The sequence below is a fragment of the Neptuniibacter marinus genome (assembly GCF_001597725.1).
GTDB lineage: Bacteria > Pseudomonadota > Gammaproteobacteria > Pseudomonadales > Balneatricaceae > Neptuniibacter > Neptuniibacter marinus.
The window spans coordinates 1-262 of record NZ_LUTR01000087.1 but is presented as its reverse complement, the minus strand read 5'-3'; the positions used below and the strand labels follow the sequence as shown (position 1 = coordinate 262).

Genomic DNA, 262 nt, shown 5'->3' with positions numbered 1-262 from the left:
TGCCCGTTTGGCCGCTTTATCAACAAATATCGACCGATACGCCCTTAGTGGGTTATGCGTTTGAATCGATTGATCTTGCCGCCATTCCTGGTTTTGCCGGTATCCCCTTTAATCTGCTGGTGGCGATTGACCCCAATGGTAGTTTTTTAAGTGTTCGCGTCTTATCACACCATGAGCCTGTTTTTTTAGAGGGGCTGGGTGAGAAACCACTAATCGATTTTGCGCAACAATATACCGGCATCTCACTGATGCAAAATATTAA

1 pseudogene is annotated in these 262 nt (G+C 45.4%); it reads left to right on the top strand.

The window, feature by feature from the left end:
- A pseudogene (locus A3774_RS16875) lies at nt 1-262 on the top strand (4Fe-4S binding protein); the annotation flags it as partial.